The organism is Stenotrophomonas sp. FW305-3-2-15-E-LB1, from assembly GCF_058787375.1.
The window spans coordinates 15,790-42,433 of record NZ_JBYSZR010000038.1 but is presented as its reverse complement, the minus strand read 5'-3'; the positions used below and the strand labels follow the sequence as shown (position 1 = coordinate 42,433).

The following is a 26,644-nucleotide window of genomic DNA, read 5'->3' as shown; positions in this document are numbered from 1 at the left end:
TGGATGGCGCCATCGAGCCCCCATGGATGGGTTTACGGCGTGTCCTGACCACCCACACCGCCCCGCCATCCCACGGAATACCCGCTTTTGCTGTTGAGGTTGCCGGCCAGCGGCCGGCACTACCGCAGGTGCAGGGCTGCAAGCCCTGCCGACTACACCCACCGCCCGCCAACAACGACGCGCCGCTCGGCCGGCACGCCTGCCACCGCCGCGGGACCGTGATCCGCCCGCACTGCCACGAACGTGGCCGGCATCCCCTCGCCCATCCCGTACTCCGGCAACCCGATCACCGCCGCCGCATGGGTGGTCACCATCTCCAGCGCCAACATCAGATCCGCATCCGTGTAGAACCCCGAGCGGTAACCCAGCAACATCGCACGCTGCAGCAGGTCGCCATTGCCATACGGCCACCAGCAGTCACGGATGTTGTCATTGCCCGCGAACACCCGCACTCCCGCATCGTGCAGCGCCCGCAGCGGCGGGAACGGGTGGTCGCCCGGCGCGTTGCTCATGATCGCCACGCCGGCAGCGGCCAATGCCTCGCCCACCTGCAGCGCGCGCGCCAGCGGCACTTCGCCGAGGGCATACGCGTGGCTGACCGCCACCCTGCCCTGCAGCCCGGCCGCCCGCGTCCGCGCGGCAATGCGCAGCAGCTGGGCCAGGCCGGTTTCACCCGGCTCATGCAGGTGGATGTCCAGGCGCACGCCATAGCGCTCGGCCAGGCCGAACAGCAGGGCCAGCTGCCCTTCGGCGTCGCCATCCAACGTGGTCGGGTCGATGCCGCCCAGCACCTCCACGCCCTCGGCCAGGGCCTGTTCCAGCACCGCGGCCGTGCCCGCGCAGGACATCACGCCCGCCTGGGGAAACGCCACCAGCTGGATCTGCATGATGTCCGCACAGCGTTGCGCGGCCTCGCGTACCGCCTCCAGGTGGCGCAGGCCGGTGCTGGCGTCGATATCCACGTGGCAGCGCATGGCCACGGTGCCGAAGCCACTGCACTGGCGGATCAGCGCTTCAGCGCGGTCCACCATCGGTGCGGCCCCGGCGACGGCGGTCTTTTCCACCGCCAGGCGCTCGCGCAGGCTGGCCACCGGTTGATGCGGATGCCAGCGGTCACCGACGAAGCTCTTGTCCAGGTGGATATGGCCATCGACCAGTCCGGGCAGCAAGGTGAAGCCCTGCAGGTCGATGATCCTGGCACCTTCGGCCGGGGCCGCCGTGCGGTTGAGCCCCTCGAAACGGCCGTCGCGGATATGGAAATGCACCGGCGCACCATCGCGATCGACGCCGCCCTGGACGAACTGCAAAGTCATGGGGGGAACTCCCGTAAAGCCATCAAGGGGCCCATCGTGCGCCGCACCCCCGGCATCGGCCAACGAAATATCTGCATGTCTCGTATTCGCCAGCGCAATGAATGGCCACCGGTGCCGACGTGATCGGCACGCCCGGTGCACGCCTGAACGGGTACCATAGACACCTGTTTCCGCTGTGATGCCGCATGGGCCCGTCCGACCGCCACGATCGTCTCCGCCGCTGGCAGGCCGCATCCCTGCTGGCCGCTGCCCCGATCGCCAGCCTGTCCGCCGCCGATGCCGGTGCCACCGCGCCGCTGCAGGCACCGCCCGGACAGCAGCGCGTCGCGCCCTCCGCCCTGGTCGAGCTGCTGCACCAGCGCGTGCTGGCCGGCCCCAGCGCAACCGGAACCCTCGAAAGCTGGTGCGCCGAGCACGGTCTGGCTGAACAGGCCCGCGTGCGCGCCGTCCGCGTACATGGCCAGGACAAGGCGGCACCGGCCGATGTGCTGAAGGCGCTCGGCGCAGGCGCCGGTACACCGCTGCGCTATCGGCGGGTGCAGCTGGTCTGCGGCAACCGCGTGCTCTCCGAAGCTGACAACTGGTACCTGCCGGACCGCCTCAGCACCGCCATGAACCAGGTGCTGGACAGCAGCGACGAACCCTTCGGCCGCGTGGTGGGTCCGCTCGGTTTCCAGCGCCAGACCCTGGCCGACCAGACCTTCTGGCCGCCGCGCGGCGAAGGCGACCACGGCGTGATCCTGGAAGTGCGCGCCCTGCTGCGCGACCGCCAGCAGCAGCCCTTCAGCTACGTCATCGAGTCGTACAGCGTGCAGGCACTGCCGTAACCGCCGGCCCGGCCTGGTCAGTCAGGCTTGACGCTACTGGCTGATGCCGTTGGCCGCCGGATCGATGGAAAACACGAAGCGCCCCACGGATTGTCCCTTGCCCAGCGCGTACTCGGCCGTGATCAACGCGTAGTGCGGCGCGGCGCGGTCCTTGCCGAAAGCGCGAACCCAGTCCCGGAATCCAGTGTCGCTGCCGCTGCGGATCTCGCCCATGCACAGGCTGTAGCCACATGACAGCGACGCAAGGGCCACATCGCCGCCCAGTGCCCGGGTGGCTGCCGCCCGGTAGAGCGTGCTCAGATCCTGCGCATCCGGATGGCGTGCGGCATCCTGCTCGAACTGCTGCAGCGCCGTTTCGAACCCGGCACGGGAACGCAAGACGGTTTCGGCCTCCGCCATCGACAGCGCATTCCCGCTCAGCAACCGGGACTCCCCAGCCAGGTAATCCTGATTGGACGCCGCCACGCGCTGTACAGGGGCCGCCGGCGGCACAGGCGCAACCACCGGCGCCGGCGCCACGGCAGGTGTGCGCGCAGCGTCGTCAGGCAACACGAGGTCACCCGCTGCCTGCGCCGTAGCCGTCGCTCGCTCGCCTGGTCCGGTCGCAGCGGCGCGGTTCGTCGTTCCCGCATCGTCCCTGTTGCAGCCTGGCAGCACCGCCAGCAACAGCCCGGCCATCCATAGCCCTCGTATTCCCATCCCTGCGCTCCCTGCGTCGAAGTCCCACATCATGCCAGTTCGCACGCCATCCACCATCTGCACCGCACCAAGGGAAGGCCGTCGCCATCGGACCTTTCGCTTTCATCGCGATGCCCGCGGATCGGCCTGCGACTGAACCAACGCAGGCCTCCCGCGCGCAGGGCAGCTCACTTTGCAACTATTTTCATGGGCATCGGCGCCCAAAGGCGTAATCGTGCCCACATGTGCATCGAACCGAACTCCGCTTCCCACCTTGCCCTGCACCCGGTACTGCGCCGCCACCTGCTGCACCTGGGCCACGGCTCCATCAACCTGCGCTCGCTGCAGCGCACCGATCTGGCCGGCTGGCGCACGCTGTGCGGACAGCGCCGCAGTGGCTGCCACCTGGCCTGCCGCACCGATGCCGAGGTGCAGCTGTTCATCGGCATCCAGCGCTCGCGGCTGCAGGAAGACAACGATCGCCTGCTGCTGGGCGTGTTCGACCAGGCCAGCCACGCCCTGGTCGACCAGATCACGGTGCGGCTGCAGTCGGCACGCGGCCGCAGTGCCGAGCTGCAACGCTTCTGCCAGGCCGACTGGGGCGATGCGCAACGCTTTGCACACACGCTGCATGCACTGTGCCCCTTCCTGTTTGAACAGGTCGGGCTGCACCGCGTCTACGTGATGCTTCCGCCCGACGACAGCGCCGGGCTTTCGGACGTGCTGCGCGCGGCCGGCTTCCAGAAGGAGGGCCTGCTGCGCGACCATCATCTGGGCGCGGACGGCTGGGAGGATCGCAGCCTGCATGCACTGACCGCGTCGACCTGGCGCCCCCGGCAGGCCGCGATGGGTTAGCGCACGCGCTCCAGCGCAGAGCCGGCGCCCGTCAGCACGCTGCAGGCATGGTCCTGCAGTTCCTCGGCACTGGCGTCGTTGCCGGTGGCGGGGTCGAGCCGGGTGGCCAGCAGCACGAAACCGGGCGCGCCGTGCACATCGCGGTGGCCCGCCACCAGCAGGCTCCAGTTGCCGACGTCAGCCGGGCCGCTCAGGTCGAACGCCAGCAGGTTCAGCGGGTTGGCGGTCAGCTCCGCACCGGCCAGCAGGCGCGCCTGGTACTGGTGGCCACGCAGCAGCACCGGCAACGGTGCCCAGCGCATCCCCAGCGCCGCCTGCTGCGCGTCCAGCGCCTGCACCACATCGGCACGCAGGCAGTCCACGTGGATATGCAGCTGGTGCTGCGAGCGGCCATGCGGCGAGTTCAACGCCAGGCTGGCTACCTCGCGCGGCAGCGGCTGGGCCAAGGCCTGCTGGGTGTGGGAGCGGGCCCGCCAGGCCGCGGCAAAATAATTGGGTACGCCCTTGCGGTAGAGCCCCGGGCTCTCGATGCCACTGACCTTGTCCAGCGGCATCAGCAGGAACTGGAAATCGCCATGGGAGTCCTTCACCAGCACATCGCGCCGGTCAGCCGCTTCTTCCATCTGCAGGCAGCTGCCCTGCGGTCCCTGCGCGCTTCGGCAGTCGCGTTCGATCAGGCGCCACAACGCATCGGAATGGGCCGGAGGTGCCGGGGTGCTGGCACAACCGGCCAGCACGGACAGGGACAGGAACAACGGAAGCAGACGGGGCACGACACTCACATTCAACGGTTGGGCCAGCGCGCCATTGTAACGCGGCCCTCAGCCCGGCACGGCCGCCTCCACCTGGGCCTCTTCAACCTTGCCCGGCGTGTACTTGGTCGCACCGAAGTACAGCACCCGCCACTGGCTGAGGTTGCCGATGAACCAGTGCGCCACCGAATCATGACCGTAGCCATCGAAGAAGGTTTCCACCTCCGGCGGCAGCAGGGTCGTGTCATCCCACGACTCGAGGGTCACCCGCTCGGCCATGGTCAACGATGCGCCCCGCTCGCGACGACGCCGCAGGCCGACGATCTTGCCGACCATCGTATCGTTCTCTTTCTCCAGCCCACGCCGCTGCTTGCGCACGGCCGACAGCTCGTCATCACGCGCCTTGAGTTCGTCGGACACGCGGTTCCACTCGGCGGTCTTGTCTGCATTGCCCTGGTCGGCCAGGTGCAGGTTGTCGTTGTCCCAGGGCGCGGGCAGCTGCGACTGCCGCCGGCGCAGGGTCCGTACCTGTTCGCGCAGCGCCTCCTCGCGCGCCGCCAGGCGCTGCATCGATGGCAACTTATCGCCGCGGGCCACGCGCACCCGCATCCAGCGGTACAGCAGCTGCATGTGCGCGGCCTGCACGTCCTCCATGCGCCCGCGCTTGACCCGCACCGCCTGCAGGTAGGCGTTGAACACGGCCTGCAGCTCCGGATCCTGCTTGTCGAACTCGGCCTTGACGTGATCTTCCAGAAGGCTGATCGGGTTGAGCAGCACGCCACCGGCCTGCGCCATGTCGTACATCTCGTTGAGGGCAAAGCGCGCGATGCTGTTCTGGCGTCCCTGGTGTTGGGGGTCATAGCCACCGCCCACATCCGAGTGCACGCCGGGGAACCAGATTTCCACCGTGTTGGCCGGGTAAACCGCGTGCTCCCGCGTTGAATCCAGCGGGAACTGGCCACGCAGCTCATGGGCGGCGGTCATGTGCACCGACTGTTCCACGATTTCCGGAATGACCATGCCTTCGGCCCAGCCGGTATGCCCATTGCGGTAATTGATCCCCGCCGCAGCCAGGTTCGGCCACACCGAGCACACCGTATCGAACACGCCCATGAAACCGATCCGCAGCGGGATCCGTTCGCGGTACAACCAGGTGCCATCGGCCTGGCGCTTGCAGCGCGCCGCCAGATCCCGCGCGAACGCCCGCGCCGACGCCGCCCCGCGCGAGAAGCCCAGCACCGACACGCTGACCACCAGAATACGCATCGGCTCGGGTTGGGTATCGATCAGCTCGTCCAGCGCCTGCAGCGCGAAGTCGATGCGCTCGCGCCCGCCCTTGCCGATCGACAGCCCGAGCAGGCCGCCGCTGTCGCCGACTTCCGGGCAAGGCGTGCCGACGCCTGCCAGATACTGGCGTGTGCTGTTGCGACGATCCTTTACATGCGCGTCGTAGAGCCGGGCAATGTTGGAAAGCGCCCGCTCCCCCGCATCCTTGCCCAGCTCCTCTTCGCGATTGTTGCCCGTGCCGTCGAAGAACACGCTCAGGTGCAGGCTCTGCGTGCAGCCAGTGGTCGCTGCTTCCTTGTCGGGCACCGTGCCGCACATCGCTTCCTGGCGACGGCGACGCTCGGCATCACTCAACGGACGCGTTCCGCGCGCCAGCCGCGCCGTGCGCGCCGTGCCCTCGGCCTGCGCGACTGGATCGGGGGTACCGGGTTCGAGATCCACCTGCCCCGGAATCGCGGTCGGATCAGTACTGGTCATGGTCCTTGTGCTCCTTCGGCACCGGCATGCGTCGCACATCCCATTTGTTCACGCCCTTGTCCAGCAGCTCCGCCTCGACATGGCCGTCAGCGTAGAAATGCAGCAGCAACGTCGCCGGGTTCGGCGGATACGGCGTCTTCAGCGGCACCACCGCCTCGCGCGGCACGCGATGCCCTTCACTCAGGTAGCGGTTGGTGGCCAGGTCGTAGCGGTTGGCCTCGATCCAACGCACCTGCACGCTGTCCGGCCCCTTGCCGCGGGGCGCGCGCGGCCCCATCCCGGAGCCGCCATTGGTGTAGCCGTCCACGCCACCCAGAAACTGCCCATCGACCCGCACATCGGCCAGGTAATACGGGCTGTAGTTGAACGCGAACAACGACATGATCGGCGTCTTGCCGCGCGCCATCGCCCGGCTGCAGCCGACGCCCACCACCAGCAGCGCGATCACCGCCAGCGCGCTCCACCACAGGTACTTGTTGCTCATCATCGCGGTCTCGCTCCGTTCAATCCCAGCTTTCTTCCAGGGGCCACACTTCATCGCCGATATCGGCCGCACTGCGCCGGCCACTGGCGAAATCCTGCAGGCGCTGCTGCCAGGCCGGATCCTCGCCGAGATCGCTGCCGGCCAGCAGTGCCCAGGTCGCCACCATCACCACGCGGCGGCTGTCCTCGATGCCGGCCGCCGCAGCCGTCGCCACCACGCGCCGGAAGAAGGTGTACCAGCGCGCCCGTGGCAGCCGCGCCAGCAGTTCGGGGTCGGTAAGCTGGAAATGGTCGATCAGCGTATAGGGGTAGCTGGCGTCGATCAGCGCACGCCGCTGCGGTGCCTCCAGCACCCAGGGCGGGTCGTGCGGGTCCAGGGCCGCGTCTTCCAGTTCGAGGTGCGCCCATTGCAGGTCATGGCGCAGGTACCACCAACGCTCTCCCATCGCCAGGAACGCGCGGCACTGCGCCTCGTCCAGCACCTGCACCCACCAGGGCAGGACGCGCGCATCGAAAAAGCGCGCAAGGAACAGTTTGCCGTTCGGATAACTGGCATCCAGGCGCCGTTGCAGGCGCTGCTGCAGCTGCTGGGCGTCCAGGCTCGTCTCGAGGATGCTGAGCATGCCGGGCGAACGCCCCTGCGAGGCGGCCCGCTGCAGGAACCTGTCATGCTCGAATCCGCGCGGCAATCGGGCCAGGAACACACTGGCATCGTCGGCACCATCGGCCAGCAGACCATCGAACAGTGGCAGCGGTGCCCACGGCAACGTGCGCAGCAGCTGCACCGGCTGGTTGCACTGCGCGCCGTCCAGCAGGACGAAGCGCTGCAGGCCCTCCTCCAGCGGCGGCAGATCAAGCGGCGGGAAATGCCAGTCCGGAATCACGCCGCCCCCCCTTTGGGCGTCAGCGGCGCGGCCCGCTGTGCAGCCAGCAACAGGCATTCCTTGCAGACCGACTGCGGAAACACCGGCAGCGGATAGCGTCCGCTGCCGCCCGGCAGGAACGACTTGCGCCCGGCGTGCACGGCGATGCGACCGGGTGCGTTGACCACGATGTTGCCCGCGCTGATGGTGATGCTGGCACCACCGGACGTCGCAACCTGGACGGTACGACCGGCGGCCACTTCCACCGACGCCTGCGCGCTTGCCGCGCGCAGCGCCTGCCGCGACTGCACGTCAACCTGATCCTGCTGTGCCTTGAAATCCAGCACTGCCTCACCGCTGGCCAGGGTCAGCGTCGGTGCCTGCGTATCGGCGCCAGTGGCCGCCGCAGCCAGCACGCCGATGGCCTGCCGGCCATGCCAGCGCGCATCCCCCATCACCACGGCATCGCTGTGCTGGCCGCTGCCCAGCACCAGTGTCTCGCCCTGCCCCCAGTGCAACCCCTGGCCGGCCACCATCACCGCGCCCGCCGGTGACGACAGGCCCAGCACGGCATCGCCCGTATGTGGCACCACGCCTTCCCCCGCCCGACTGCTGCGCTGGCTCGCGGCCGCGGAGGCCTCTGCAAGCGCCTCGGCGGGCACGGTACTGCGGACGCTGGCCAACAGCACAGGCAAGGGCGACTGCGCACCATCCAAACGTGATCGGTGCGTCGACTGCACCCCGGCCTCCGCCGCGGGCAGCACCGTCCGGTGTGTCCCGGCCGCGACGCTGTAGCTCTTCGCCAGCGCCACCAGTTGCTGCAGCAGCGCTGCCGGCTGCGCGGCCTCGCCCGCCGGCGACGCACCGGCGTGGGCATAGGCACTGAACCACGCCCCGGCCGTGCCGCGCACCGCACCCCATGCGTCACTGCGCAGTTCAAAGCCCTGTCCGCGCAGGCTGCCCAGATAATTGTCGGCCTGATGCCGCAGATGGCCCAGCGTCAGCTGCGAGACCTGCTGGCTGCTGGCCAGCTGCGTGCGCAGCTGCTGGTTCGAATCATCAAACAGCAGGTGGTTGCTGCCCTCGCCGCCCTCCCACTCGCGTGAACGGATACCCCACAGCGCGCCGCCGTGGCGGTGCGCCTGGTCGCCGCTGCCCGCCGCGTGCCAAGCCGGCGCCTGGCCACCACTGAGGTTGGCCTGTGCACTGTTGCGTGCATCGGCCGCCTGGCCGTAGGCCGACAGATCATCCTCGGCGCTGGCACCGGCCGTGGTCGGCGCCACGCCCGCCTCGCCGCGCCCGTTGTACAGCGTACCCAGCACCACCGGGCGGTCGATGTCGCCTTCCAGGAAGCCCACCAGCACTTCCTGGCCGATCCGCGGCAGGAACTGGCTGCCCACGCCCGGCCCCGCATAGCGCTGCGCCACGCGCAGCCAGGCACTGTCGGCACCGCCATCATCGCCCTGGAAATGGAACCGCACCCGGATCCGTCCCAGCGCGTCGGCATGCAGGTCGTTGGATGCTGAAGCGCCAGCCACCACGATCGCGGTCTGGTAGCCCGGCGCCAGCGGCCGCGCATTGCGTCGCGCACCGGTGCCATCCTCCAGGACCGGGCGCCAGCGCCGGTCGCGCGCCACGGCGCTGAACGCATTCACGTAGCCGTGCCGCTTCGCTGCGTCCTGCAGGGGGTCGGGCTCTGCCGCCTCACCCAGGAGCACCTGCACGCACTCGCGCAGGTCCACCGGCAGGTTGTTGACTCCTGCGTGGGTCACCTCCACCAGCAGCAGCTCGGCCGGCAGATCACCCGGCAGGCCGGTCAGCGCCCAGGCATGGCCGGCATCCGCGCTGCGCACGCTGCCGCGCCCCTGCCACTGCAGCGCCTGCGCTTCCCGCGCCTCGGCCATCAGCCGCGCATGGTGCTCCAGCTCCGCCGCATCGGCGAATGCATAGGCACCCACCGCATCGTAGTCCTCGCGAAGGCCCTCGCCGGCGCCCTCCAGCGGCAGCTGCCCGGTCAGCGAGCTCACGCTGCGATAGTCACTGCTGTGCAGCTGCACGCGCGTGCTCTGCAGCCGCCGTTGCTGCCCCAGCTGCTGCACGCCATCATCGTCCTCGGTGGCATCGGCACGATGGAAACGGATCCCGTCCCGCGCCTGCGAGGCCGCCGATTCCGGCAGCAGCGTCGAATCGGCAAAAAAGAGCACGCCGTGCCCGGCCGGTGCATCGGCCACCTCCTCCACGCACCAGCCCACGCCCTCCTCGGCCAGCAGGCGCTGCACGAAGGCCAGGTCCGATTCCCGGTACTGCACGCAGAAACTGCGCGGCCGCGAGGCCGCCAGCAACGCATCCACGTCATCGCTCCAGCGCCAGTGCGCATGCGGCGCATGCGTCTGCAACACGGCATCGACGATCGCGCGCACGTCCTGGTCCTGGAACACCCGGCTGCACACCGCCTGGTCCAGCCACCATGTCCAGTCGCGCAGGGTGATGCGGTAGCGCACCAGGCCGCCATCGGCCTGCAGGCACTGCGCAGCGGCAATCACCCCGTGGCGTGGCCAGTCCTGGCCGTCGGCCTGGCGCACGTACAGGCTGGCCGGCTGCCCCAGCCAATCGGCCAGCGGCAGTGCAGCGTCCAGCGACAGCACATCCACCTGCAGGTGCCGGCCCGTGGACAACGCATCGTGCCCTTGCCACGCATCCACCACCACGGCTGGCAGATCCGGTAGATCCAAGCGGAACAGGCGACTGCCAGCATCCAGACCGGCCGCCTGCACCATGAGATTGCGCATCGCTTCCATGGCGTTCCCACTGTTGCCGCGCACCGCTCCCCGGCGCGCGGTTCCTCCCCCTGCCAGCCGACGGTAACAGATGGAAAACGACAGCGCACGTCAACGCCTTCACGCGGAACAAACATTCCGATGGACCTGCTGGGCAGATACCGCAGCTGATCCTTCACTGCATGTACGGTGTGACGTGCCCGGTAAAACGCCCACCATCGAAGCCGAAGCAGAATCGACCATCAGCGATGGAGCGGTACGCCAACACCGCCCCGACCAGGCAGAACTGCGTCGCATCCAGCGACGTCTCCACCGTTCCATACGTCGCCGATCGCCCATGCGCGGACAAAGGGCCGGATAGCGCATCGATCGGCAACGGATACACGATGCCGGTGCTGGCGTCGATGACCACCACGGAGCGCTGGAAGAACTCGGGCCACTCCTCCAGTTCCGCCACGATGTAGCGCCCGTTGAAATTCGGCTGTCGCTCGGCGATCACCCTTTCGATCAGGGCGCGATGTCGATCATCACAGAAGTTGACCGGACTGCTCAGGAAGGAGCATCCGGAATGAGGGGAAAGCATCCTGGTGCCGGCATAGCGCGCATTTCCCACCGTGGCCGCCGGATCTTCGTTGGCCAATGCGGCTTCATCCGCTGTTGCCGTCATGGTCGCGCGGCCTGGCGGACCCTGCGTTCCGCTGCAGGCGGCAATGGCAGGAAGCAGGCCGGTCAGCATCACGCGCTGGGCGCGATGTTGCCAACCATGACGGCGGCGATCACTGCCGGCTGAAGTGCTACTGCATGTACTGCGTTGTGTGCCCGGTAAAACGCACACCATCGAAGCCAAAACAGAAGCGGCCTTCTTCAAAAGCGCGATAAACCAGCAGTGCACCACTGACGCAGAACGTGTCGCCTTGCCGCGAGGTCTCCACCTTGCCGTACTCACGTGCCCCCTCCTTGCTGACCAGTGGCCCACTGAATGCATCGATCGGCAGCGGGTAGACCGTTCCGTCCCGGCTGTCGATCAGCACGATCGAGCGCTGGAAGTACTCCCTGCGCTCCTCAAGCTGGGCCAGGATGTAGTGCGTCTTGAAGTTGGGCGCCTGCGTGCGGATGGCCTCCTCGATCTGCGTGCGGTGCGCGGCATCGCAGAAGTCGACGGGGCTGGACGTGTAGGAGCAGCCCGAGTGCGGGTAGCTCATCACCACGCCCGCATACGGCGCGTTGCCCGGCACGCTCGACGGGCCGGCGTTGCTGCACGCTGCCGCCAGGCAGGCGATGCCGGACAACGCGATCCCAAAGGCATGCCTGCGCAGGCGAGCCTGGCTCATTGCCGGTAGTCCGCTGTTTCCATCAGCACTCACTTCACACCTCCCGCGCGCATCCCAGGGGTTGATCATGCCCAGTCGGGCGTGCAGATCAACTGCGATTTCCGCGTGTCATCACCCTGCGGGCCCAGCACCGGGGTCCGGCCCGGCCTGCTGCCTGTGCCACTCCGCAATTCCGTGCCCAGCGACCTGCGCAGGCGCGATCGTGCTTCATCCAGCGGCAGGTCGATCAGTACGCCAATGGGTGTCGGCGCCGTGCCCAGGTGGGCCACCACCCGGTAGACCGGAACTCCATGAAAATCAGCGTTCAGGCAGAAGTACGCGATCCCGAATGCTGCATCGCGTTCGCAGGGCTCGGATGCATGCTTGGCCAGGTAGGGATTGACGGGGCGGCCTGCATCCAGATACCAGCCCTTCGGCGCACAATCGAGCAATCCGTCGAAGAGCGTCCCGGTATTGTCCGGATCACCGGCGTGCGACGACGCCCGCGTCTGCGGAGGGGGATCGCCCCCCCGCTGCGCATCAACAGGCGCCTGGGCGAAGGCGGCCAGTGGCAGCATGACGCCGAGCACAAGCATCGCCCCCAGCGCGCCACGCGGCCGATGATGGCCGCATCGATCGAGGCCTAATAGGTGCCGAATGGGACTTCAACCTTGAGCGCTGCCCCGCCCCCTGCAGGCTTCAGGGTGTAGGTCTGGACGCCGCCATCATCGTCCGCCAGCGAGGTGTCGCGACGCTCGACCGTATAGCGTGCGCCGCCCAGTTCGATCGTCTTCGCATCCACTGCACGCGCGTCGGCCGGCAGCAGCAATCCACCCGCCGCCTCGCGCTCTTCCTTGAAGGTGTAGCTGCCCAGGGCGCCCTGCACCTTCAGTACCTGCACGTGCGGGCGATAGGGCGCCGCGTCGACGTTCCAGCCATTGGTCAGGTCGGTGACCCACGGCCCCGGAATGTTGAAGCGATCCTGGAGATCGGTCTCGCTGACTTCGCTCCCCTCCACCGACAGGCAGCACACCACCTTCCCGGCCTTGGCGTCATAGACTGCCCAGCGGCTTCCGGCGGCTGCGGCACGCGGCAGCATGGAGAAATGGAACTGCTGCTCGAGATCACTGTCGGAGACCCGGCGCCAGCCCCCCACTTCCGGAGGCTGCGCCTGGCAGCCGGCCGCCAGTGCCAGCCCTGCGGCAACAAGCCCAGCTCGAATCATGAATCCTGCCATCGTCAATTGCCTGTCTTGGACCAATGGGGATCATCGATCTTCTTCGGTTTGCCGTCATAGTTCCAATGCAGGACGCTGTAACTGGCACCGACATCGATGATGTCACGCTTGCCACCGATCGTCACACTGGTGCCGTCGGCCTTCTTCACGGTCTTGCCAACGCCCCAGGCGGGAGTCAGCCGCATGTCGATCGCTTCGCCGCCGTTGTGGTTGGACCGGTAAGGCTTGCCGATCGCCCCGGCGGCCCCATACGCGGAATCCATCGCCTTGGCGCCCTGCTTGGCAGCCTTCAGGTCCGGCTTGCCGCTGGCATCCAGGTGCTGCCAGTCGATGTTCACGGGCGCGTCGCCGTTCTGCGGTTCGAATGCCGGCACCTTGGCCGGATCCATTCCGTTGACGATCTCACGCGCGTAGTACATCAGGTACGAGCGCTGCGGGGGACGCAGGGTCGTGTTGATGTTGACTGACACGCCCGCCGCATCCAGTGCCGCCAGGAAGCGGGTGATGTTCGACTTGAAGGGTTCCTTCAGATCGGCAACCTTGTTGCTCTGCATGAAGCGCTTGTGCCACTGCGCACCACTCTTCTCGCGTTCGCCGTTGTAGCTGGCATCCTTGCTGGGGGTTGCATTGGCGTTGGCCGTGGCCATTGCCGAATAGAAATTGTTCAGCAGCCCGATCGGGTGCAGGTGGAAGACCTCCGGCGCGCCGGGGAAGCCTTTGACCTTCGGTGAAACGTCCTTCCACCACCGCAGGTTCTGGATGCGCAGCTTCTCAGCGTTCCACTCCACGGCACCATCAAGCATCAGCGGGTCCAGCTCGTCCCACTTGGCGTCTTCGCCGCCCCACTCACTCTCGTAACGGACGATCATCCGGCTCAACGCCTGGGCCAGCAGGGGCTGCTTGCTTGCCGCCTGCAGCTCGGCCTTGCTGATGTGTCCGTTGCCGTCGGTGTCCAGCAGGGCGTGCAGCTTCTGCACCAGCGCGCTGCGCTCGACCTTGTCGGCACGCATGCGGTGGTCGGTCACCTCGTGGGCCTTCAACACGCCCATCTTCACCAGCGTCGCCGCCATCATGTCGACCGGCTGGATACTGCCCTCTTCCACCGTCTCAAAGCCCGGCCACGCCCAGGGGGACTGCCAGCCCACCTTGGCATGGCCCGCTTCGCAGGCCCAGCCGGAGACGAAACTCCCGGGCTTCTCGCCCATCGCCGTGATTTCCCACCAGGCCTTGCCGTCGCTGTCCAGCGCCCGCTTCGGCGCAGGCAGCCGCTCCAGTTCGGCGCGGGACATGACCCGCACCAGGCCCACAGGCTCGCCATCCGGACCGTCGGTGCGCAGCGGGTGCTTCTTCCACCACTTCATTCCGCCGGCCGAGCACATCTGCAGATCCTTGCGAAGGATCCAGAACGGCTCGCCGAGCGGCATCCGCATCTCGCGCCGCTGATAGTTGTGCTTCTTCGCTTCCTTCTCGGACTGCGTGCGCTGCGTATCGGCAGGGCCGACGAAAACGCCGGTGAAATGCCCATCCTTTGCGTTCGCGTAACTCTTGCTGCTCGCCGAATAGGCACCCAGCGCCTTGCGCTCGAATACTTTCAGCTCCGAGCGCTGGACGAGCGTCCACGCGCCCAAGCCGGAATCCTTGAGCTGGATGAGCGAAGGATCCGGCTCCATCGTGCCGTCCGGCGTGGCTTCCTTCTTCAGCCTCGCGCCCTTCTCGATCACGAACAAGCTTCCCGTTCCCGGAGGCAGCAGCGAGGCGTACTTGCGCGACTTGGCCAGGAACACAGGAAGATCGTTGCCAGCAAAGACCTCAAGGTGCATCAAGGGGCGGGTGCCGCGCTTGGGCAGCGGCTGGGCATCCACGTACTGCTGATACTCGCCGACATGCCCCAGCAACGCGCCAGCGCCGATGGCGATGGGCGTTTCGGGAATCACCACCTTGTCCCGCTGGACCGGTTGCTTCGGACCCGGGTCAAGTTCGGGCATGAATATCCAGCCCTGCTTCGCCGCCGGGTCCACGGCCTCGCCGGGCCGGACCGGGACGACATCACCCTCGAGGATCCGATCGATCTGCGCCCACTTGTCCTTGCGGTTCTTCACGGTTATCCGTGCGCCGCGCGGCAGCAGGCCCAACCGGGTCGAGCGGCTGCTGGCTTCGCTGCGGATGTTCAAGCCGATGATCGGCGCGGGCGCTGCATCAGTCATCCGAATGTGCCTCCTGCACGACGTTGTCCCATTCCTTCATCTGGCCAGGCCCCCAACCCAACTGCTCCAGCGCGTCGGCAACATCACCCGATTCGCCCGACGTTCCACCACAGTCACAGCCAATGTGGTCGTCCTCATCGATTGCGGCCTGCACCGGCGCAGGAGGCGGCGGTACTTCCTGCGCGTCCTTGGCCTTTTCACCGACGACGAACTCGTTGCCTTCCGTCCAGAAGCCCGGGCGTGCGCGCTTGCGGTCCTCCTGGTAGCCGGTGAAATCCATCAGGTGCATGTAGAGGCTGTAGAACGTCAGCTCGGTTCCGGGCTCAGGCCGGGCATCGGCGGCGGCGGCCTTCGGATCCTTGGAATCCTTGGCATCCTTCGAGGTCTTCGTGGCAGGCGCCGGTGCCGCGGCCTTGGCCGGACCCGCTGCAGCGGCCGTTCCTGCCGGCGCTGCGGGTGCAGCCGCCGCGTCCTTCGGCGCTGCTTTCTTGTCCTGTTCTTCCTTCGCGGCCTTGTCCGCAGCCTCGAACTTCGCCTTGGCATCGGCCGGCAGCTTCAGGGTGTGCCGCACCAGCACAAATCCCTTCGCGTAGAGCGCCTTGCGCTGGACCTGGGGGAAGGTGATTTCCGGATAGCGGTCATCGATCCGATAGGCGACCACCTCGCCATCCTTGATGCAGCGCACGCCCTGCGTCTGGTCGAGCACCGTGCCACTGCCCGCATCGAAGTGGACGCCACCGTGCCAGAGCCCGCTGGCGCCCACCGGGAAGAAGCCGTCGTCGACACGTGCCAATGCGCCTTCTTCCTGGCCAGGAAGGCCCAGGTACATCGCACCGTCGAAGGCATCACTCTTGCCCTGCCGCGGGAAGGGATACATCCACGTGGTCTGCGCCTCCACCGGCGCACAGCAGCCCAGCTCATAGCCGCCAAACTTCTTCATGTACTTGGAAACACTCGAGCCATAGGCATCGGTGCCATCCTCGGCGCCACCCGTGCGCAGGAATGCAAGCACGGCCGGTCGCTTCCACTGCCCGGTCTTCTTGTCCGGCTTGCCCGGGCCGTAGCCCTTCAGGTGGGCGGCCGCGATGATGCCCGACTCGGTCACCACGAAGCCCTTCATGGTCTGGCCGATGAACTTGGTCGTACCGAAGTAACGGCCCTGGCGGCAGAGTTCGCGCATCCACTCCTCGCCGGCCTTGTCCTGCATCGCCTCACTGGCCAGGAACACTTCCCGGCTGGTGACGCCATTCTTGCCCGTCCAGTGGCCCTTCCACTCCTGCTTCAGCTTGATCTCGGCCGTGGTCTTGTAATACCCCAGCTGCATCAACGCTTCTTCACCGAACTGGTACTTGCCGATGTAGTTGTAGCTGTTGATGATGCCGATGTTGCCGCTCGATTCTTCGAAGCCGACGGCATCAAGGAACGCCTTGAGATTTCCTGCACTCATTGCGCGTCTCCACACTCGCCCAGCCGCCGGACCATCTCGAGATTCGCCGGCATCCGGGCATCAAGCGCCGCACGCTGTGCATCGGAGGGGTTCCCCAGCCAGCGAACCTCGCAGTTCAGCGTCAGCCGACCCACCATGTGCCGATGGGCCGGGTCGTACAGCGCGGCAAGCTGCGTCGTGCCGCACGCATGTGCCTGGCAGGCCGAGTACAGCCACCACGTCTGCGCATCGATCGACAGCGGCTTCCCCGCTGCGCTGGGGCCGGTCAGCAGCCGCTCCTTCAAGCGGGGCGCCGCGTCGGCGGGCACCTCTGCCAGAAGCGTGTCGAACGCCCTGGTCACGTCGGCGTTGCTGCGGCCACAGCCATCGGGGGCCGGCTTTCCCTTGCCCACCAACGCAAACAGATACGTCGCCAGAGGCTGCTCCGCGCACGTTGGCTGCGGAAGATCGAGGGAGGTATCTGCAAGGGGCGCGGCAGCAGCGCACTGCCATGCCAGTGCCGCCGACAGCGGCAGCAGAAACAGCATCTTCTTCATTGTGTTCATCCCGAGAAACCGATGATCCGCTTCTGCTTCATGTCACCCAGCACCCACGACGGCAGCTCGCTCTTGGTGTTGCTGGGGCCGAGGAAGGATTTGCGTTGCGCATGCACGGTGATCGAGCCAGGCGCATTGACCACGATGTTGCCGTCGGCCACCGTGATGCTGGCACCCCCCGCAGTGGCGACGTGGAGGATCTTGCCTGCGGCCAGCTCGACATGCGCCTGGCCGCTCGCGCCGCGCAGGCCGGCTCGCGCCTGTACGCGGATGGCATCGCTCTGGGCCTGGACCTCGATCTCGCGGGTGCCCGCCACCAGGGTCAGGGCAGCGGCGGTCCCGCCCGCGCCTGTGGCAGCAGCCGCCAACAGGCCCAGCGACTGGCCTGCGTGCAGCCGGGCCTGCCCCATGACCGTCGTGTCCGAATGCGCGCCGCTCGCCAGCAGCAGCGCTTCGCCACTGCTCCACATGATGCTCTGCCCCGCGACGTGCGCCACACCGTCAGGCGCCGCCATCCCGAGCAGCGGGGCGCCACTGTGGGGAATACGACCCTCGCCGGGCTCGGCACCGTGTTGCGGTGCCTGCGCCACGCCAGCGGCGTACTGCGTTCCGGCTACGACGGTCCGGGCGGCTGCCGACATCGCAGCCAGTGGTGCCTGCGTCTGCACCATCCGCGAGCGCTTCATGCCGCGCGCCCCCTCCTGCATCGCCAGCGGACTGGTCACATGCGTGCGGGCCGCCTGGGTAAAGCGCTCACCCAGCGTCTGCAGCTGCGTCAGCAGCGCCGAGGGCTGCACGGCCTCGCCAGCGGGGGTGGTGCCGCCACGGCCATAAGCAGTGAACCACGCCCCGGCAGTACCACGCACCGCACCCCACGCATCGCTGCGCAGTTCGAAACCCGTGCCGCGCAGGCTGCCAACGTAGTTGTCGGCCTGGTGCCGCAGATGGCCGAGCGTCAGCTGCGAAACTTCCTGGCTGCTGGCCAGCTGGGCCCGCAGCTGCTGGTTGGAATCATCGAACAGCAGGTGGTTGCTGCCTTCGCCACCGTCCCACTCGCGCGAACGGATACCCCAGAGCGCGCCGCCGTGGCGATGCGCCTGGTCACCGGCACCTGCGGCATGCCACGCCGGCGCCTGGCCACCGCTGAGGTTGGCCTGTGCACTGTTGCGTGCATCGGCGGCCTGCCCGTAGGCGGACAGGTCGCCTTCGCCATTGGCACCTGCAGGCGTCGGCGCCACGCCCGCTTCGCCGCGCCCGTTGTACAGCGCCCCGAGCACCAGCGGACGATCAATGTCGCCATCCAGGAAGCCGACCAGCACTTCCTGGCCGATGCGCGGCAGGAACTGGCTGCCCACGCCCGGGCCTGCATAGCGCTGCGCGACGCGCAACCATGCGCTGTCCTGCACGCCGGCGCCCTGCGCCTGCTGGAAATGGAAGCGCACGCGTACACGGCCGTGGCTGTCGGCATGCAGGTCGCGGCTACCCGCGCCCTGGCCGGCCACCACCACCGCGGTCTGGTAACCCGGCACCGTGGGACGCGGATTCAGGCGCGCGCCGGTGCCGTCGATCAGCTGCGGACGCCACGGCGTGGTGCGCTCCACGGCCTGGAAGGTGTTGCCATATCCCACTGCTTCGGCCTGTGCCCACAGCGGTGCATCCTGCGCATCGCCCGGTGCAACGCCAAGCGCGTCCTCCAGGCTGCGTCGCAGATCGGTCGGCAGGTTGTTGATGCCTGCATGGTCCACCGCGACGAGCAGAAGCTCCGGCGGGGTGGCGCCCGGCGCCTGCTGCAGGCGCAGCCAGCACCCGGAGTGCAGTCCACGGACCGTGCCGCGACCCTGCCAGCTGCGGCTGTGGGCCTCACGGGCCTGGGCCTGCAAGCGGGCCTGCCGCGAGGCCGAAGCCGCATCGCTGAAGGCGTAGGCACCGACCGCATCGAAATCCTCGCGCGGCGACTGGCTGCCGCCACCGTCCATCGGCGCCTGACCGGCCAGCGCACGGACCTGGCGGTAGTCGTCGCTCTGCAGGTTGACGACGGTGCTGCCAAGGCGACGATGCAGGCCGATGGCCTGCACGCTGTCGCTGGACTCGGTCGCATCACTGCGGTGGAAACGCACACCGGCACCCGAACTGGCCGCATCTTCCGGCAGGTCGACGCTGTCGGCGAAGATTTCCATGCCATTGCCGCAGGGCGCTTCGTCATCCGCGTACAGCCGCCAGCCAAGACCTTCTTCGGCCAGCAGGCGCTGCAGGAAATCCAGGTCGCTCTCGCGGTACTGCACGCAGTAGCTGCGCACGCGTTGCTCCAAGAATGCGTCCATGCCCTCGGCCCACCGCCAGCGGGCGACTGCGGCGTGGCCGCCGAGCACCGCATCGACGATCTCGCGGATGCCCTGCTCCTGGAACACGCGGCTGTGCCGCGCGTACTGCAGCCACCAGGTCCACGAGACCAGTTGCAGGTGGAAACGGGCCAGGCCGCCATCGCTGCCGAGGCAGGCCGCGTCCGCAACCAGGCCACTGCGTCGCCATTCACCACCATCGGCGCAGCGGGTCACCAGGGTGGCGCGGGTGCCTGGCAGTTCCGCCAGGTCGATGCCCGCATCGGTGCCCAGCAGGGTCACCTCGGTCCAGGCGTGCTCGCAGAGTGCATCACGCCCCCGCCAGCGTTCGACCGTGCAGGCGGCCAGCGCCTCGTTCTCCAGTCGATACAAACGCTGCGCATCACCGAGCCCGGCGACTGGCGTCATCACGTAATTCAGCTGATCCATGCCAATTCCAGAGTAAAAAACGTCGACCCACTCACGTGGCACGTCGATTTCCAGCCGGCGATGCTAGCAGAACAATGCGAGCGTCAATATCACGGCAGACGCGCCCCCATGAAACTGGGTATTGCGTCACATAATTGACGGAACGGGCACTCAAGGCCGCTTTGGTTGCAGCGGACACCGGCGCGCTGTTCACACGCGCGGGCTAGAATCGATCCCAGTCCTCAACGAGACCTGCCATGCTGGATCAGGAAGCCCTGCTGGCCCCGATTTCTGACAACGCCCCGACCGGTGAAGACCTGTCGTTCTCCGCCGAGTTTGACCGGATCATCGAAAACCGTCGTGCCGACGACCCGACCCTGGATCAGGGCGCGTGGCAGACCGACATCAAATACGCCGACTGGAGCAGCGTCCTGCGCGACGCCAGCGACCTGCTGCAGACGCGAACCAAGGACCTGCGCCTGGCAGGCTGGCTGAGCGAGTCAGCCACCCAGCTGGAAGGCTTCCAGGGCCTGGCAGCAGGCTACCGGGTCACCGCCGGCCTTTGCGACCGCTTCTGGGACGATGTGCACCCGCAGGCGCCGGACGGCGATTTCGAAGAACGCATCGGCAACCTGAGCTGGCTGCTGACCAATTCCCTGCAGTGGCTGCGCGCCGTCCCGATCATTGCGGCACCGCAGGGCCGCTTCAGCCTGGCCGATTTCGAACACGCCCACGCCCGCGCCAACAGTGGCGAGGACGAGGACGGTCGCCCGGGGCTGGACATCCTCAATGCGGCGCGCCGCGATACCCAGCACGGGTTCTATCGGCAGATGGCCGATGACCTGCCGGACTGCAGCCAGGCCCTGGCCGAGCTGCAGGCCGCCGTCGACAACCGGCTCGGGCTGGATGGCCCCAGCTTCAGCGCCGTCCGCGAACAACTGGAGCACCTGCAGCGCACCGTACTGCGCTTCGCGCGCGAGGCAGGCGTCCTGCTCGATGGCGAAACCCTGCCTGCAGACGACGCGTTCAGCGAGACCGCATTTGCCGATGATGGCCCGTCGTTCGACACGGCTCCCGTCGCACCGAGCCGCGGCCCGGCCGGCGCTCCGGCCTCACGCAAGGAGGCGCTGCAGCAGCTGCGGCAGGTGGCCGAGTTCTTCCGCCGGACCGAACCGCACAGCCCGGTCGCCTACCTGGCCGAAAAAGCCGCACGCTGGGGCGAAATGCCACTGCACGTCTGGCTCAAGCGGGTCATCAAGGACCACAGCACGCTGGAGCAGATGGAAGAAATGCTGGATGTGAACCCGGAGGATTGACCTCCACTCCGGGCACCGCCGCAACGGAAGGATCGGGTGATACCCGATCCTTCTGCGTTTACTGGATCTTGAATTCGATGCGACGGTTGCGGGCGCGGCCGTCGTTGCTGGTGTTGTCGGCCACCGGCTCGTCCGGTCCCTTGCCCAGCACGTCCATGTGGCTGCCCGGGATGCCCTTGGCCATCATGTAGTTCTTCACCGCAAGCGCGCGCCCGTGGCTCAGCGCCAGGTTCGACTCGCGCTGGCCCACGTTGTCGGTGTGGCCGATGATGAGGAACCGGCTGTCCGGCATCTGCGCCATCTTGGCCACCATTTCATCCAGGATGCCCATGCCGAACGGGGTCAGGCGGGCACTGCCACTCTGGAACTCGATGATGCGGTTGGCCAGCGTCTGGTCCAGCACGTTCTGCTGGGAGCCCACCTTCAGGGCGTTCGTCACCGTGTAGCTGGTATTGCTGGCCAGGCTGAGGTCGCTGGCGACCTGCTGGCGCAACGCCTCATTGCCGACCTCGCCGGTGATGCGCACCGACTGCCCATTGACTTCCAGCTTGCCGGGCGAGACACGCTTCAGGCCCGGGTTGATCATGCCCGAGACGTAGTCGCCCCAGTTCGGCGGGGTCGCGATCGTCTCCACCTGGATCCGGTCGACCACGCGGTCGGCGCCGTACACCGCACGCAGGTTGTTCAACAGCTTGGCCTTGGTTGCCTGGTCAGGCACCACACCTTCGATGACCACCGGACGCTCGGTTGCCGCAGGCGCGCCCGCGGCGGTGTTCTGCGCGGCCAACGGTGCAGCCGCCAGCAGGAGCGGCAGCATGAAGTGGAGAGGGTTGCACACGCGCATCATCAGGTTCCCAGGAAAGTCTCGCCGAACAGCTTGCGTGCGGTGGCCAGGGCCAGATCGTCACGGTCAAGGAAGCTGCCAAAGCGATTGAGGTTGTAGTCGCCACGCATGTAGTCGTCGACCCATTCCGAATGCTGGGTGCGGATCAGGAAATCGCCGGCCTCTGCCGGGTCCAGCACCGCGCGCAGCACCTGGCGGTCGGCACCGTTGAAGCCGACGATCATGCTGGGCGCTGCGTCGTTGCGGATCAGCACGGCCAGTTCAAAGTCGCCGCGGGCGACGAAGCTGGACAGCAGGTCGAGCCAGAAGGCCGCCACCAGCGGGCGATAGGCCGGGTCGCGCACCAGCGGGAACACCAGCGCCTTGTCGATGTTGACGTCGCCCCCGCTCAGCACCGGCTGCAGCAGCAACCCCAAGGCCGGCAGCACCTGCCGCAGTGCCACGTCACCGTGGCCGGAATCACGCAGCCGCTGTTCGAGGTCGGCGACCGTGGTGCTTTCCAGGAAATCCTGGAAGCTGCCGTTGTAGTCACTGGGATCGGTGCTGATGCTGAAACGCGCATCAGCCAGCTGCGCCAGCGCCTGTGCGGCATCGCTGTCCTGGCAGGCCTGGCGTGCAAGGCGGGCCAGGCCCGACCAGGCGTTGGACATCGCCAGCGGGCTGCGGCCGATGAAGGGCAGCGGTTCCGGCGCGTCCAGCCGCAGTGCCGACAACAGCGGGAAGCGTCGTTCGGACGCGTCGCGGCTGGGCAGGAAGTGGCCGCACAGCACCATCTTGCTGCGCGAGCCGAGGAAGGCATAGTGGATCTCGGGCGCTTCGTCGTAGCGCTGCTTCCAGTCCGGGCTCTGGCTCAGCAGCTCCAGGCTTTCCCCGGCCCAGCGGTCGAGCCAGCCGAGCAACTGGTGGTTGTCGGCCGCGCGGACGAAATCGCCGCGCGAGGGCACCTTGCCGAAATAGGACACGCCTGCACTGACCACCCGGCTCATTGTGCGCCTCCTGCGGCCGGAGCCGGCGCCGCTGCCGGTGCAGCAGTGGGGGCCGCCGGTGCAGCAGGCGCGCCACCGGCGACGCGTTCGGGCAACTGCAATCCGCGCTGCCAGTCGCCACCACCCTCGGCGGCTTCACCGGCACGACGCACGATGCGCATCTCCACCGGCACCGACACGCCATTGCCCGTCCAGGTAATGCGGCTGGAATCATCCAGACGCTCGACCTGGCCAGCACCCATCAAGCGGTTGACGCCGTTCGAACCCGGCGCGCTGAACACTTCCACCGTCCTGCCATCGCCGGTCACCGCGGTGATCTTCACGCCTGGCACTTGGCCGACGTTCGGGTACTGCATGGTCGTCCACTGCGGCGGCGTATTGCGATAGCGCAGCACCTGGCCATCGATCTCGATGGTGTACTCCAGCGCACCGGCTGCAGGCGCCGGCAGGATCTCGAACACCGTGGTGTCCTGAGCCGCGCCCGCTGCCGCACCGCTGACCCAGTTGCCGTAGTTGGCGACCAGGTCAGCCGACAGGTTCACGCCCTGCCCTGCCCAGCGCCGGGTCTCCAGCAGCGGACCGCGCTGGATCACCAGCGAACCCAGGGCTTCCTTGTTGAACGCCGCGATGCTGCCGCTGGCGCCGAACACAGCCGCCACGTCGCTCGGAGCGGCATCGACGTCGGAGTTCAGGTTGAACGGATACTGCTGGCCGATGCGCGCCTTGAACGGGTCGTACACCTGGGCCTTCCAGGTCTTGTTCACCTCGTCCTCGGTCGGCGTGATGAGCGCGCTGAAGGTCTGGGTGAGCGGGCGCAGCAGCAGCGGTCGCAGGGCGGCGCGCTGCTTCTCGTCCAGGCCGGTCAGCACCTGCTCGTCGACCAGGGCCAGGCCCACGCTCAACTCGGACCCCTCGTTGCTGAAGGTGTCCTGCATCAGCTTGCGGGTGCCCACGCCGATCTCGCCCTGGCTCTTGATGGCATTGAGGCGGGCGCGCAGCTTGGCCAGGGTTTCGAAGTATGCCGTCATGATGGCCGGCTGGTCACCGCGCTCGCTGGTCAGCCGCGCGATGCCCTCGAACGCCTTGCCGATCGGGCCGACCGGCTGCGCTGCGGCCGTCGCGGCCGGATCCTTGCGCAGCACGGTGCGCTGGAACCACGCCACGAAGCCCTTGCGTGCCTTCGTCGAACGCGCCAGTGCGGCCGGGTTGTCCCACACGGTCTCCTCGTTGATGCGCTCCAGCAGGATGCGCAGCGGCGAATTGGTCGCATCACCCAGCTTGTTGATGCGCGCCACGGCCTCGTCGAAGGTGCTGAACTCAGCCACGCTGAGGCCCTGCACGAACTTGCTCCACTCGCGTGCGTAGTCGTTCTTGTACAGGTTGACCAGCTCGCGCGACACATGCTCCGGGCTGCCCGCCAGCGAAAGATCGCTCTGCTCGGTGGTGCCCAGTACCCAGTCGGTGGTGCTCAGCTGCGTGTTGGCCGCTTCCTTGATCGCGTCCTGCACATAGTCTTCCCAGGCCTTGCGGGAGAACGCGCCGGAAATGGCGTAGCTGCCATTGATCAGGCGGCCGTTGCGCTCCACGCCGATCAGGTTGTCGACGGTGGTGGTGCCGAAACGGGCACCGGCGCGCGCCTTGATCTGCGCATACACGCGCTCCATCGCCGGCTGGCCCTTCATCACCTGGCCCAGCGCCTGGCGGGTATCGGACACCAGCGTGACCTTGTTCTGCACCTGCGGCCAGCTGGGCTTGCCCGACTGCGCCACGTAGAAGGTCATCAGCTTCTCGGCAGCACGCACCATCTCTTCGCGGCTCATCTGGCCACGATTGGCTTCCAGCCAGGTGCGCCAGAACAGGGTCAACTGCTGCGACAGGTGGGCGCCTTCCACATACTTCGGGTTACCCAGCATCAGGTAGGTCTTGAGCGCGTTGTACGCGTCGTTGGTGCTGGTCGGCGATGCGTTCTGGTACAGCACCTCGCTGTCGGCGGCGGCACCCGTGCCCTGCCCCAGCTTGTCGCGCTCGGCGACCACCTGGCCCAGGTAGTTCTCCAGGTTGGAGACGGTCGGCGCCAGCATCACCTGCTGCATGCCGTGGTTGTATTCACGCAGCAGCTTTTCGCGGATGGCCGTGCCCTGGTACAGGCCCAGGCGGGTGGTGATGCCGCCCTCCTTGCCATAGCGGTCCAGCTGCTCCATGCGGTCCTGCAGCAGCAGCAGTGCATCGATGCGTGACTTCAGGTCCATGCGGTCCTTCTGCACGCGCACGGCCTGGTCCAGATCCTTGGTGGCGTTGGCCACCAGCTGCGCATTGGTGGTGTAGGACCAGGTCCACAGGCCCAGCGCCAGCGCCAGCACGCCCACGGCACCGAGGAACACGCCATAGCGCAGGCGGTTCTGGTGCGGGCTCGAATACTGCCGGACCAGTTCCTTGTCGGCAAAGATGACCTTGCGGAACAGATCCTTTAGGAAGAACGCGGTGTGCCCGGTGGGTGCTTCGTCCACGTTCGAGCCGCGCTGCAGCGCGAACTGGCGGCCGACGCGCTCGGATGCATGGTGCACCGAACGGCCCTCCTGCAGCGCGCTGGAGAAGTAGAAGCCGCGGAACACCGGCTTGAACTGGTAGGGGTTGTCTTCGAACAGGGTGGCGATGAAGGTGCGCAGCGCCGGCTTGATGCCCACGAACTCCAACGGCAGCGACAGCAGGCCCGGCGAGACGTCGCGGCCGCGCTGCATCGCCATGTGGGTCAGGCTCATTTCCTTGATGCCTTCGGCCAGCTCATCGAAATGGCTGTCGAACGCATTCAGCGCGTCGCCCTGCTGCTGCACGTCGAAGGGCAGCGTCGCGCCCCACACATGCTCGCGCTCGGCCGGATCCAGGTTATGGAAGAACTCGCTGAAGCCGGCCACCAGGTCGGCCTTGGTGAACAGCACATACACCGGCGCGAACACTTCCAGCCGCTCGGTGATTTCCTGCACGCGCTGGCGCAGGTTCTTGGCCAGCTCGATGGCGAACTCCGGCTTGCTGCCGGACAGCTCGGCCAGGCTGGCGGCGATGATCACGCCGTTGATGGGCGCGCGCGGACGGTTCTTCTTCAGCAGGCCCAGGAAGGTCAGCCATTCCATGCGGTCTTCAACGCTGACCGAGTAACGGCCTGCGGTATCCAGCACGATGCCGTTGGTGGTGAAGTACCAGTCGCAGTTGCGCGTGCCACCGATGCCCTGCACCACGTTGCCGCGGTTGTCCTCGAACGGGAACTGCAGGCCGGAATTGAGGATCGCCGTGCTCTTGCCCGCCGCCGGGTTGCCGATGATCACGTACCAGGGCAGCTCGTACAGCGCCGCGCTCCCCTTCAGCACGCCCATCCGCGAGGACTTGATCTGCTTGACCGCGTCCATCATGCGCGTGCGCAGGGCCTCGGTATCGGCACGCTGCGCGGGTTGCGCACCGGCCACCGCCTTGTCCGCCTCGTCCTTGACCATCGCCTCCACGCGCTTGGCAGCGCGGCGGGCCAGGATCCGCTTGATGATCCACACCAGCAGCGCCAGCACCAGCAGGCCTGCCAGCACGATCGCCACCCAGATCCCGATCTGCCGGGCTTCGGCCTCGCCGTAGTGCGCCAGCGCCGCGGCACCAACCAGGCCGACCACCAGCCAGAGGCGGTAGTCACGCAGGTAGTAGCTGAAATTGCTCAAACTCATG

Annotated in this window: 21 protein-coding genes; 3 read left to right on the top strand and 18 right to left on the bottom strand. The window is 67.4% G+C overall.

Features of this window, described 5'->3' with window-relative positions; genetic code table 11:
• Window positions 1-152: 152 nt before the first annotated feature.
• The gene (locus tag AC3WL7_RS19755; protein ID WP_492752654.1) at window positions 153-1,313 is read right to left on the bottom strand and encodes an amidohydrolase family protein; all 1,161 of its coding nucleotides are present in this window, start codon (window positions 1,311-1,313) and stop codon (window positions 153-155) included.
• 185 nt (window positions 1,314-1,498) lie between these two features.
• Between AC3WL7_RS19755 and AC3WL7_RS19750 the strand changes: the two genes are divergently transcribed.
• The gene (locus AC3WL7_RS19750) at window positions 1,499-2,140 is read left to right on the top strand and encodes a hypothetical protein (RefSeq protein WP_079222184.1); all 642 of its coding nucleotides are present in this window, start codon (window positions 1,499-1,501) and stop codon (window positions 2,138-2,140) included.
• 33 nt (window positions 2,141-2,173) lie between these two features.
• Here AC3WL7_RS19750 and AC3WL7_RS19745 read toward each other — a convergent pair whose 3' ends face one another.
• Window positions 2,174-2,818, bottom strand: a complete 645-nt coding sequence (locus AC3WL7_RS19745) for a hypothetical protein (RefSeq protein WP_492752653.1) — start codon at window positions 2,816-2,818, stop codon at window positions 2,174-2,176.
• Between the two features lie 243 nt (window positions 2,819-3,061).
• Here AC3WL7_RS19745 and AC3WL7_RS19740 point away from each other — a divergent pair, with 243 nt between their 5' ends.
• Window positions 3,062-3,673, top strand: coding sequence for a GNAT family N-acetyltransferase (locus AC3WL7_RS19740; protein WP_492752651.1), 612 nt, complete (start codon window positions 3,062-3,064; stop codon window positions 3,671-3,673).
• On the opposite strand, the gene AC3WL7_RS19735 is transcribed toward AC3WL7_RS19740, so the two are convergent.
• The 13 genes from AC3WL7_RS19735 to AC3WL7_RS19675 all read right to left on the bottom strand — a co-directional run bounded on the left by AC3WL7_RS19735 (window position 3,670) and on the right by AC3WL7_RS19675 (window position 19,814).
• Complete coding sequence (locus AC3WL7_RS19735; protein ID WP_492752649.1) at window positions 3,670-4,446, bottom strand: CDP-diacylglycerol diphosphatase; 777 nt, start codon at window positions 4,444-4,446, stop codon at window positions 3,670-3,672. The two genes, AC3WL7_RS19740 and AC3WL7_RS19735, sit on opposite strands and share 4 nt — an antisense overlap.
• 48 nt (window positions 4,447-4,494) lie before the next feature.
• Complete coding sequence (locus tag AC3WL7_RS19730; protein ID WP_492752647.1) at window positions 4,495-6,189, bottom strand: T6SS phospholipase effector Tle1-like catalytic domain-containing protein; 1,695 nt, start codon at window positions 6,187-6,189, stop codon at window positions 4,495-4,497.
• A complete protein-coding gene (locus AC3WL7_RS19725; protein ID WP_283222395.1) occupies window positions 6,176-6,673 on the bottom strand; it encodes a hypothetical protein in 498 nt (165 codons plus the stop codon). Before AC3WL7_RS19725 ends, AC3WL7_RS19730 begins: the two co-directional genes overlap by 14 nt.
• Window positions 6,674-6,692: 19 nt before the next feature.
• The gene (locus AC3WL7_RS19720) at window positions 6,693-7,556 is read right to left on the bottom strand and encodes a DUF4123 domain-containing protein (protein WP_492752645.1); all 864 of its coding nucleotides are present in this window, start codon (window positions 7,554-7,556) and stop codon (window positions 6,693-6,695) included.
• Window positions 7,553-10,324 carry a type VI secretion system Vgr family protein gene (locus tag AC3WL7_RS19715; RefSeq protein WP_492752644.1) on the bottom strand — a complete coding sequence of 924 codons (2,772 nt, stop codon included), beginning with the start codon at window positions 10,322-10,324 and terminating at the stop codon, window positions 7,553-7,555. The genes AC3WL7_RS19720 and AC3WL7_RS19715 overlap by 4 nt, the downstream gene beginning before the upstream one ends.
• Window positions 10,325-10,487: 163 nt before the next feature.
• The gene (locus tag AC3WL7_RS19710; protein WP_492752643.1) at window positions 10,488-11,048 is read right to left on the bottom strand and encodes a hypothetical protein; all 561 of its coding nucleotides are present in this window, start codon (window positions 11,046-11,048) and stop codon (window positions 10,488-10,490) included.
• A 58-nt stretch (window positions 11,049-11,106) separates the two neighbouring features.
• Window positions 11,107-11,643, bottom strand: coding sequence for a hypothetical protein (locus AC3WL7_RS19705; RefSeq protein ID WP_492752641.1), 537 nt, complete (start codon window positions 11,641-11,643; stop codon window positions 11,107-11,109).
• Between the two features lie 65 nt (window positions 11,644-11,708).
• Window positions 11,709-12,200, bottom strand: coding sequence for a hypothetical protein (locus AC3WL7_RS19700; protein ID WP_492752639.1), 492 nt, complete (start codon window positions 12,198-12,200; stop codon window positions 11,709-11,711).
• A gap of 65 nt (window positions 12,201-12,265) precedes the next feature.
• The gene (locus AC3WL7_RS19695) at window positions 12,266-12,847 is read right to left on the bottom strand and encodes a hypothetical protein (protein ID WP_313142103.1); all 582 of its coding nucleotides are present in this window, start codon (window positions 12,845-12,847) and stop codon (window positions 12,266-12,268) included.
• Window positions 12,848-12,861: 14 nt separating this feature from the next.
• Window positions 12,862-15,030 carry a hypothetical protein gene (locus tag AC3WL7_RS19690; protein WP_492752637.1) on the bottom strand — a complete coding sequence of 723 codons (2,169 nt, stop codon included), beginning with the start codon at window positions 15,028-15,030 and terminating at the stop codon, window positions 12,862-12,864.
• A gap of 25 nt (window positions 15,031-15,055) precedes the next feature.
• Window positions 15,056-16,510, bottom strand: a complete 1,455-nt coding sequence (locus AC3WL7_RS19685) for a hypothetical protein (RefSeq protein WP_079222196.1) — start codon at window positions 16,508-16,510, stop codon at window positions 15,056-15,058.
• Entirely contained in the window at window positions 16,507-17,046 is a 540-nt protein-coding gene (locus AC3WL7_RS19680; protein WP_492752635.1) for an Ivy family c-type lysozyme inhibitor, read from the bottom strand. Before AC3WL7_RS19680 ends, AC3WL7_RS19685 begins: the two co-directional genes overlap by 4 nt.
• A 5-nt stretch (window positions 17,047-17,051) precedes the next feature.
• Window positions 17,052-19,814 (bottom strand): type VI secretion system Vgr family protein, encoded by a 2,763-nt coding sequence (locus tag AC3WL7_RS19675; protein ID WP_492752634.1) that lies wholly within the window; start codon window positions 19,812-19,814, stop codon window positions 17,052-17,054.
• Between the two features lie 236 nt (window positions 19,815-20,050).
• On the opposite strand from AC3WL7_RS19675, the gene tssA reads away from it, so the two are divergent.
• Window positions 20,051-21,109 (top strand): type VI secretion system protein TssA, encoded by a 1,059-nt coding sequence (tssA, locus tag AC3WL7_RS19670; protein ID WP_079222198.1) that lies wholly within the window; start codon window positions 20,051-20,053, stop codon window positions 21,107-21,109.
• Window positions 21,110-21,167: 58 nt separating this feature from the next.
• On the opposite strand, the gene AC3WL7_RS19665 is transcribed toward tssA, so the two are convergent.
• Genes AC3WL7_RS19665 through tssM form a run of 3 tightly spaced genes read right to left on the bottom strand, consistent with a single transcriptional unit; the run spans window position 21,168 to window position 26,643 of the window.
• Window positions 21,168-21,953, bottom strand: a complete 786-nt coding sequence (locus AC3WL7_RS19665; RefSeq protein WP_234458371.1) for an OmpA family protein — start codon at window positions 21,951-21,953, stop codon at window positions 21,168-21,170.
• Between the two features lie 2 nt (window positions 21,954-21,955).
• Window positions 21,956-22,939, bottom strand: coding sequence for a type VI secretion system-associated protein TagF (gene tagF / locus AC3WL7_RS19660; protein WP_079222199.1), 984 nt, complete (start codon window positions 22,937-22,939; stop codon window positions 21,956-21,958).
• Window positions 22,936-26,643 carry a type VI secretion system membrane subunit TssM gene (gene tssM / locus AC3WL7_RS19655; RefSeq protein WP_492752630.1) on the bottom strand — a complete coding sequence of 1,236 codons (3,708 nt, stop codon included), beginning with the start codon at window positions 26,641-26,643 and terminating at the stop codon, window positions 22,936-22,938. The genes tagF and tssM overlap by 4 nt, the downstream gene beginning before the upstream one ends.
• Window position 26,644 lies beyond the last annotated feature (1 nt).